Annotated in this window: 8 protein-coding genes; all 8 read left to right on the top strand. The window is 74.4% G+C overall.

Going from position 1 to position 6197, the window contains the following annotated elements; genetic code table 11:
- The first annotated feature begins 508 nt into the window (after nucleotides 1-508).
- Entirely contained in the window at nucleotides 509-646 is a 138-nt protein-coding gene (rpmH, locus tag MODMU_RS26520; RefSeq protein WP_014743519.1) for a 50S ribosomal protein L34, read from the top strand.
- Nucleotide 647: 1 nt separating this feature from the next.
- Nucleotides 648-1046 (top strand): ribonuclease P protein component, encoded by a 399-nt coding sequence (gene rnpA / locus MODMU_RS26515; RefSeq protein ID WP_014743518.1) that lies wholly within the window; start codon nucleotides 648-650, stop codon nucleotides 1044-1046.
- Nucleotides 1043-1414, top strand: a complete 372-nt coding sequence (yidD, locus tag MODMU_RS26510; RefSeq protein ID WP_014743517.1) for a membrane protein insertion efficiency factor YidD — start codon at nucleotides 1043-1045, stop codon at nucleotides 1412-1414. The genes rnpA and yidD overlap by 4 nt, the downstream gene beginning before the upstream one ends.
- Nucleotides 1407-2540, top strand: coding sequence for a membrane protein insertase YidC (gene yidC, locus MODMU_RS26505; protein WP_166503613.1), 1134 nt, complete (start codon nucleotides 1407-1409; stop codon nucleotides 2538-2540). Before yidD ends, yidC begins: the two co-directional genes overlap by 8 nt.
- 68 nt (nucleotides 2541-2608) lie before the next feature.
- A complete protein-coding gene (locus MODMU_RS26500) occupies nucleotides 2609-3271 on the top strand; it encodes a Jag family protein (RefSeq protein ID WP_014743515.1) in 663 nt (220 codons plus the stop codon).
- On the top strand, nucleotides 3268-3936 hold the full coding sequence (rsmG, locus tag MODMU_RS26495; RefSeq protein ID WP_014743514.1) for a 16S rRNA (guanine(527)-N(7))-methyltransferase RsmG: 669 nt from the start codon (nucleotides 3268-3270) through the stop codon (nucleotides 3934-3936). Before MODMU_RS26500 ends, rsmG begins: the two co-directional genes overlap by 4 nt.
- A gap of 72 nt (nucleotides 3937-4008) precedes the next feature.
- A complete protein-coding gene (locus MODMU_RS26490; RefSeq protein ID WP_014743513.1) occupies nucleotides 4009-5070 on the top strand; it encodes a ParA family protein in 1062 nt (353 codons plus the stop codon).
- Nucleotides 5071-5137: 67 nt separating this feature from the next.
- Nucleotides 5138-6196, top strand: coding sequence for a ParB/RepB/Spo0J family partition protein (locus tag MODMU_RS26485; RefSeq protein ID WP_014743512.1), 1059 nt, complete (start codon nucleotides 5138-5140; stop codon nucleotides 6194-6196).
- Nucleotide 6197 lies beyond the last annotated feature (1 nt).

Genomic DNA, 6197 nt, shown 5'->3' with positions numbered 1-6197 from the left:
CGGCGATACCTGGTCCCCGGACCGGGCCTCCAGGTGCTGGGTTCCGGCGTCGTCGCTGGTCGGCAGCCTGTTCGGACGTCGGGGGAAGAGGTGCGGGACCGGCGGGACGACGGGGTCGGCGTACGAACCGGCCACCATTCGTCCAACGCGGAGCGACCGGGACGCTAACAGCTCCATCCACAGCCCGGCAACGACGTCCCGGCGGCGACCTGGGCGGGTGCGGCGTGTCCGGTGCCGCTGCACCCCGGAGCTGGTCCACCATGAGCGGTCCGGCCAGTGCCGCAGCCCACCGCGGTCCGCGGCGGGTCTCGGCTATGCTGGTCGGAGTCTGTGCACCGGTCCCGTGCTGGTCCCCGTCCCGGGGGCCGTCCGGAGCCTGCGCACGGCAGACCAGCCCCGGGCACGGGGGCCGGTCGACGGCCCTGGGCCGACGACCACCCCGTTCCCGCGCGTGCGGGGCCCACCCGGGTCCGCGCCGCCCCGACGTCGTCAGCAGTGGGAGTCCCTCGTGAGCAAGCGCACGTTCCAGCCGAACAACCGTCGCCGGTCCAAGACCCACGGCTTCCGGCTGCGGATGCGCACCCGGGCCGGCCGCGCCATCCTCGCCGGTCGCCGGTCCAAGGGTCGCGCCAAGCTCTCCGCCTGAGGTGCTGCCTGCGCAGGCACGCCTGCGCCGGCGGCCGGAGTTCACCGCGGTGGTGCGGTCCGGTCGACGTGCCGGGCGCCCGACCCTGGTGCTGCACTACCTCCCCGAACGGCCCGTCGTCCGGTCCGGGGGTCCGCTGGACCCCCCGGCCGGGCCGCGGGCCGGTTTCGTGGTCGGCAAGGCCGTCGGCAACTCGGTCTGCCGGCACCGGGTGACCCGCCAGCTGCGGCACCTGCTCGCCCCCCAGCTGCACCGGCTGCCCCCCACGGCCGACCTGGTCGTCCGGGCCCGCCCGGAGGCGGCCGGAGCCGGCTTCGCGGTGCTCGGGCGCGACCTGGACGCCGGTCTGGACCGGCTGCTGGGCGACCGGCCGGCCTCGTCGCGGGCGCGCCGGCCGTGACCGCCGCCCGCGCGCTGCTGGCGGCCGTCCGCTTCTACCAGCGGGCGATCAGCCCGGCGTTCCCGCCGCGGTGCCGGTTCGAGCCCAGCTGCAGCGCCTACGCCGCCGAGGCGGTCGAGGTCCACGGCGCCGGTCGCGGCACCTGGCTCGCGGTCCGCCGGCTCGCCAAGTGCGCGCCGTGGCACCCCGGCGGGGTCGACCTCGTCCCGCCGCGGGCCGGAACTGCTGAGCCCACCCACTCGTCGTGCACAGCGGCGTCGGACCCGACCACTCCACCGGTGCCCCCGGCCGACGACCCCGCTCGTCGCCCCGGTGACACCCCGCCGGCCCCTGGCCGGTCAGCGCAGCAGGAGGCTGGCGTTGCTTGACTGGATGTACACCGCGATCTCCTGGGTGATGAAGCAGTGGCACGCACTGTTCAGCACCTTCCTGGACCCGGCGGGGGGCATCACCTGGGCCCTGTCGATCGTCTTCCTGGTCATCACCATCCGCGTGCTGCTGTTCCGGCTGTTCGTCAAGCAGGTCAAGAGCCAGCGGGCGATGCAGGAGATCCAGCCGGAGATCCAGAAGCTGCGCAAGCAGTACGGCAGCGACAAGCAGGGCTTCAGCACCGCGATGATGGCGCTGCAGAAGGAGCGCGGGGTCAACCCGCTGGCCGGCTGCCTGCCGCTGCTCCCGCAGATCCCGGTCTTCATCGCGCTGTTCCACGTCCTGCGCCGGCTGACGCCGGACTCGGTCGGCCTGTACAGCTGGTCCACCGAGCTCACCCAGCAGGCCGCGGTGGCCGACCTGTTCGGGGCACCGATCTCCAGCTCCTTCAACATGCAGGAGCCCAAGCAGAGCCAGATCCTGGCCCTGCCCGGTGTCGACTACACCAGCATCCGGGTCGTCTGCGCCGTCCTGATCGTGGTCATGTGCTGCACGACCTTCTTCACCCAGAAGCAGATCCAGAAGCGCTCCGGGCCGGTCGAGGGCCAGGCCGCCATGGTGCAGAAGCTGCTGCTCTACGGGATGCCGATCAGCCTGTTCGTCTCCGGCTTCTTCTTCCCGGTCGGCGTGCTCATCTACTGGTTCACCAACAACCTGTGGACCCTGGGCCAGCAGTTCTACATCCTCAAGGCGCTGCCGCCGCCCGGGTCGCCGGCCGCGCTGGCCAAGGCCGCCGCGGAGAAGCCGCAGATCGACCCCAAGACGCTGGCGCCCAAGCCCGGTGCCAAGCCGGTCCGGCCCAAGGCCGGCCGCCCCGTCACCGCTGCCCCCACCTCGACCGTGAGCGCCGACGGCGTCCCCGTCGACGTGCCGCCGACCGGGGTCGCCCCCGGGGACGACGGCCTCGACGACTCCCCCGACGAGCCGCTGGACGCCGCCCGGGAGGGCGCGACCGGCAGCACGGCGAACGGCCGCCCGGCCGGCGGCGGCAACCGGCCCCGCTCCGGGTCCACCGGCAGCCGCGCCGCCGGTCCGGCCAACCGCGGCAAGCGCAAGCGCCGCTGACCGGCGCGGGCAGCCGCCCCTCGACCACCGGGCTCGCCCGGCCGCCTGCACGACCTTGGAGGACCCCCGTGAGTGCACCCGACAACCAGACCGGAACCGACACCGTGGCCACGGCCGAGGCGACCTCGGACGCGGTGCTCCCCCAGGACGGCGGGACCGGTGACCCGGCCCTGCCCGACGCGGACCCGGCCTCCGTCGACGCGGTCGTCGAGCCCGTCGACGTCGAGGACGACGACGAGGACGAGGACACCGAGGACGACGAGCAGGGCGAGGGCCTGCTGGTGCGCGAGGGGGACGTCGCCGGTGACTACCTCGAGCGGCTGCTGGACATCCTGGACGTCGACGGGGACATCGACCTCGACGTCGAGGGCGACCGGGCCTCGGTCGCGGTCGTCGGCGGCCAGCTCAAGACGCTGATCGGTCCGGACGGCGCCACGCTGGAGGCGCTGCAGGAGCTCACCCGGCTCGCTGTGGCCCAGTCCACCGGCGTCCGCAGCCGGCTGATGCTCGACATCGGCGGGTTCCGCGCCAAGCGCCGGGCCGACCTGACCGGCCTGGCCTCGGCCGCGGCCGAGCGGGTCGCGCAGAGCGGCCAGCCGGAGCGGCTGGCCGCGATGAACCCGTTCGAGCGCAAGGTCGTGCACGACGTCATCGCCGCTGCGGCCGGTGTGCACAGCGAGTCGGAGGGCGAGGAGCCGAACCGTCGCGTCGTGGTCCTGCCCGACCGGTGAGCGACCCGTCCGACGAGATCCGGGACCAGCCGGTTCCGGAACCTCCGCCGTCGGCCTCCCGGGTCTTCGGTGCGGCCGTCGGTGCTGCGGAGCGGTACGTGGCCATGCTCGCCGGTGACGGCGTCGTCCGCGGGCTGATCGGACCCCGCGAGGTGCCGCGGCTGTGGGACCGGCACGTGCTCAACAGCGCCGCGCTGGCCGAGGCGGTGCCCGAGGGCGCTCGGGTGGTCGACGTCGGCAGCGGCGCCGGCCTGCCCGGCATCCCGCTGGGGCTCGCCCGACCGGACCTCTCCCTCACCCTGGTGGAGCCGATGGCCCGGCGGGTGGAGTTCCTGCAGGATGTCGTGACGGCGCTGGGCGCACCCTGGCGGATCGTCCGCGGACGGGCCGAGGAGCGCTCGGTGGTCCGGGCGGTCGGCCCGGTCGACGTGGTGACCGCCCGCGCGGTCGCCCCACTGCCCCGGCTCGTCGGCTGGTGCCGCGGGCTGCTCACCCCCGGCACGCAGCTGATCGCCCTCGTGGGCGCCCGCGCGGCCGCCGAGGTCCCCGGCCTGGTGCCGGAACTGGAGGCGGCCGGGATGCGCGACGTGCGGACACGGGCCGTCGGTGTGGAGCTCGGTGCCGCAGCCACTACCGTGGTCGTGATGACCCGGGCGGCCCGGTGACCCCGTGACCGTTCCACGTGGAACACGCCGACGCCGTTCCACGTGGAACACGGCGGTGAGGAGGATGCACCGATGACGGACCCCGGCGAGCGACTGCGCACCAGTCTCGCCGCCGACGTGGCGGTCACGCCCGAGTTCGACAGCCCCATCGCGATGGAGGCGATGCGGGCCACCCGGGTCCTGCACGCCGCCGACCAGGAGCCCTTCCCCGCTCCCGGGCGCATCCGGGTGGTCACCATCGCCAACCAGAAGGGCGGCGTCGGGAAGACCACCTCCACGGTCAACCTGGGCGTGGCGCTGGCCATGTACGGGCTCCGCACGCTGGTCATCGACCTGGACCCGCAGGGCAACGCCAGCACCGCCCTCGGGGTCGAGCACACGGTCGGGACGCTGTCGATCTACGACGCCCTGATCGGGGACAACACCCTGGCCGAGGTCGTGCACCCCACCACCGCCAGCCCGAACCTGCTGTGCGTGCCGGCGACGATCGACCTGGCCGGCGCCGAGATCGAGCTCGTCTCCGTCGTTGCCCGCGAGCACCGGCTGCGCCGCTCGATCGAGACGTACCTGCACGAGCTCCCCGCCGAGGAGCGGCCGCACTACGTCCTCATCGACTGCCCGCCGTCGCTGGGGCTGCTGACCCTCAACGCGCTCGTGGCGGGGGACGAGGTGCTCATCCCCATCCAGTGCGAGTACTACGCGCTCGAGGGGCTGGGGCAGCTCCTCGCCAACATCGACCTGGTCCGGGCGCACCTCAACCCGGGCATCTCGGTGGGCACCATCCTGCTCACCATGTACGACGGGCGGACCAAGCTCGCCGACCAGGTGGCCGACGAGGTGCGCAACCACTTCGGCGACCTGGTGCTCGGCACCGTCATCCCGCGCAACGTCCGGGTCAGCGAGGCGCCCGGCTACGGCCAGTCGGTGCTCACCTACGACCCGGGCTCCCGGGGCTCCACCAGCTACGTGGAGGCGGCGCGCGAGTTCGCCCAGCGCGGTGTGGCCCTGCCGCCGGCCCCCGCACCGCCGAAGGCCGCGCCGCCGCCCCCGGTCGCCGGTCCCCCGTCGGTCGCCGCGCTGGTGCTCGGCGAGCCGGTGGCCACCCCTTCCCCCCGCGGAGGGCACGCGACGTGACGACCGTGGGCACCCAGCTCACCGCCCGGCCGCTGCTGCGGACCCCGGGCACCTGCGAGGAGGACCAGTGACGAAGCGCGGCGGTCTCGGCCGGGGCCTGGCGGCTCTCATCCCCACCAGCGCGCCGGCACCGACCGCGACCCCGGCAGCCCGTGCGGCCGAGGCAGCAGAGGCGGCTGAGGCCGCCGAGGCGGCCGGGGCTGCTGCGGTCGAGCAGACCGGCGCCGCGCCCCCGGTCGACGACGACGGGCGCACCGCGTCGGTCCACGAGCTGCCGGCCCGGGTGCTGGAGCAGGTGGCCGGCGTTCCCGGGGCCTTCCTGCGCGAGCTGCCGGTCGACGACGTCGTCCCGAACCCCAAGCAGCCGCGGCAGGTCTTCGACGACGAGGCGCTGGAGGAGCTCACCCACTCGGTGCGCGAGTTCGGCCTGCTCCAGCCGATCGTCGTCCGCGAGGCCCGCGACGGCCGGTACGAGCTGATCATGGGCGAGCGCCGGCTGCGCGCCTCCCGGGCCGCCGGCCTGGAGACGGTGCCCGCCATCGTCCGGGACACCACCGACGACGCCATGCTCCGGGACGCGCTGCTGGAGAACATCCACCGCGTGCAGCTCAACCCGCTGGAGGAGGCCGCCGCCTACCAGCAGCTGCTGGAGGAGTTCGGCGCCACGCACGAGGAGCTGGCCAGCAAGATCGGCCGCAGCCGCTCCCAGGTGACCAACACGATCCGGCTGCTCAAGCTGCCGGTGAAGGTGCAGACCCGGGTCGCGGCCGGGGTCATCTCCGCCGGGCACGCCCGCGCGCTGCTGGGGCTGCCGGAGGCCGACGCGCAGGACGCGCTGGCCACCCGGATCGTCGCCGAGGGCATGTCGGTGCGCGCGACCGAGGAGGCGGTGGCGATGGCCGTCGCCGAGAGCCCCACCGCCGCCCGCCGGACCGCCCGCAAGCTCTCCGCCCCCGGTGTCGAGGACCTCGCCGGGCGGCTCTCCGACGTCTTCGAGACCAAGGTGAAGGTGCAGATCGGCCGGGCCAAGGGCCGGATCGTCGTCGAGTTCGGTTCGGTGGACGACCTGCAGCGCATTGTCGGCATGATGGCCCCCGACATCACCGGCAGGACCCAGCCCGACTAGC

It is taken from the genome of Modestobacter italicus, from assembly GCF_000306785.1.
Classification (GTDB): Bacteria; Actinomycetota; Actinomycetes; order Mycobacteriales; family Geodermatophilaceae; genus Modestobacter; species Modestobacter italicus.
This window is presented reverse-complemented; position numbering and strand designations above follow the sequence as displayed.

Excerpts from the sequence above, each read along its gene's own strand:
- MODMU_RS26490 (WP_014743513.1), top strand. The coding sequence starts at position 4,009 with ATGACGGACCCCGGCGAGCGACTGCGCACCAGTCTCGCCGCCGACGTG.